2 protein-coding genes and 1 pseudogene are annotated in these 2,086 nt (G+C 60.0%); all 3 read left to right on the top strand.

Translation table 11 applies throughout. From position 1 onward, the window contains the following. Positions 1–129: pseudogene (locus PDO_RS27225) on the top strand (NADH-quinone oxidoreductase subunit J); the annotation flags it as partial. A 29-nt stretch (positions 130–158) separates the two neighbouring features. Further along, positions 159–467, top strand: a complete 309-nt coding sequence (gene nuoK, locus PDO_RS13990; protein ID WP_007602735.1) for an NADH-quinone oxidoreductase subunit NuoK — start codon at positions 159–161, stop codon at positions 465–467. 7 nt (positions 468–474) lie between these two features. Further along, positions 475–2,086, top strand: a 1,612-nt coding sequence (nuoL, locus tag PDO_RS13985; RefSeq protein WP_007602734.1) for an NADH-quinone oxidoreductase subunit L, incomplete at its 3' end; no start/stop codon positions are given.

Genomic DNA, 2,086 nt, shown 5'->3' with positions numbered 1-2,086 from the left:
CGGGGCGAATCGTCCTGACCCTGCGTCACCGCGAAAACAATCAAGCGGCAGGATATTTCCCGCCAGGTTGCCCGCTCACCCGAGACCGCCGTCAAGGTGGTCAAGGTCAAGCCGGGCCAGGGCGTCTGAGCCGAGCACGAGGTCAAGGAACGTAAATCATGGAAATCGGTCTTTCCCACTACCTGACGGTCAGTGCCATGCTCTTCACCCTCGGGGTCTTCGGCATTTTCCTGAACCGCAAGAACGTCATCATCATCCTTATGTCGGTCGAACTCATCCTTCTGGCTGTCAACCTGAACATGGTGGCCTTCTCCGCCTTCCTCGGTGACATCGTCGGCCAGGTCTTCGCGCTGTTCATCCTGACGGTTGCAGCGGCAGAAGCCGCGATCGGCCTCGCGATCCTGGTGGTCTTCTATCGTAATCGCGGCTCGATCGCCGTCGAAGACGTCAACGTGATGAAGGGCTGATACGGCTATGCTGATCTACAAGGCTATCGTCTTTCTTCCACTCATCGGCGCGCTTATCGCCGGCCTGTTCGGTCGCCAGATCGGCGCCAAGGCCTCGGAATACGTCACCACCGGATTGATGATCATTGTCGCGATCCTGTCCTGGATCGTGTTCTTCAACGTGGCCATGAGCCACGAAGCCCACGAAGTCATTAAGGTTCCGGTCCTGCGCTGGATCCAGTCCGGCGGCATCGACGTCGAATGGGCGCTGCGCGTCGACACATTGACGGCTGTCATGTTGATCGTCGTGAACTCGGTCTCGACCTTGGTTCATGTCTATTCGATCGGCTACATGCATCACGATCCGCATCGCCCGCGTTTCTTTGCCTATCTGTCGCTGTTCACCTTCGCGATGTTGATGCTGGTCACTTCCGACAACCTGCTGCAGATGTTCTTCGGCTGGGAAGGCGTGGGCCTGGCGTCCTATCTGCTGATCGGCTTCTGGTTCAAGAAACCATCCGCTTCGGCCGCCGCCATGAAGGCGTTCATCGTCAACCGCGTCGGCGACTTCGGCTTCATCCTCGGCATCGGCTGCGTCTTCGTCATGTTCGGCTCGATCAATTTCGAAACGATCTTTGCCGCAGCCCAGACCTATCTGCCAGCCGAAGGCGCTGGTTCGCCGGAAGTGGTGATGAACCTCTTCGGCATGCAGCTCGACCGCAGTCACGCCCTGACCGGCGCCTGCCTGCTGCTGTTCATGGGCGCGATGGGCAAGTCGGCACAGTTCCTGCTGCACACCTGGCTGCCGGACGCGATGGAAGGCCCGACCCCGGTTTCGGCGCTGATCCATGCCGCGACCATGGTCACCGCCGGCGTCTTCCTCGTTGCCCGCATGTCGCCACTGTTCGAACTGTCGCCGGATGCGCTGACCGTTGTCACGCTGGTCGGCGCGATCACCGCCTTCTTTGCCGCGACCGTCGGTCTGGTGCAGAACGACATCAAGCGCGTCATCGCCTATTCGACCTGCTCGCAGCTCGGCTACATGTTCGTCGCGCTCGGCGTCGGTGCCTATGGCGCCGCCATCTTCCACCTCTTCACCCATGCCTTCTTCAAGGCGCTGTTGTTCCTATGCGCCGGCTCGGTCATCCATGCCGTCGATGGCGAGCAGGACATGCGCTACATGGGTGGCCTGCGTCCGCATATCAAAGTCACCTTTGCCATGATGCTGCTGGGCACGCTCGCCATTACCGGCGTCGGCATTCCCTTCACGCCGATCGGTTTTGCCGGCTTCTTCTCCAAGGACGTGATCATCGAGGCGACCTATGCATCGCATTCGCCGATCGCGGGCTTTGCCTTCGCCATGCTGGTCATCGCCGCTCTGTTCACCAGCTTCTACTCGTGGCGCCTGATGTTCATGACCTTCTTCGGCAAGCCGCGCGCATCGGCCGACGTCATGCATCATGTGCATGAATCGCCGACGGTAATGCTTCTGCCGCTGGTCCTGCTCGCCATTGGTGCGATCTTTGCCGGCGTCGTGTTCGAAGGCTATTTCTTCGGTCATCACTATGCCGACTTCTGGAAGGGTGCGCTGTTCACGCTGCCGGAAAACGAGCTGGTGGACGAGTTCCATCACGTCCCGG

Source organism: Rhizobium sp. PDO1-076 (assembly GCF_000247475.1).
Classification (GTDB): domain Bacteria; phylum Pseudomonadota; class Alphaproteobacteria; order Rhizobiales; family Rhizobiaceae; genus Allorhizobium.
This window is presented reverse-complemented; position numbering and strand designations above follow the sequence as displayed.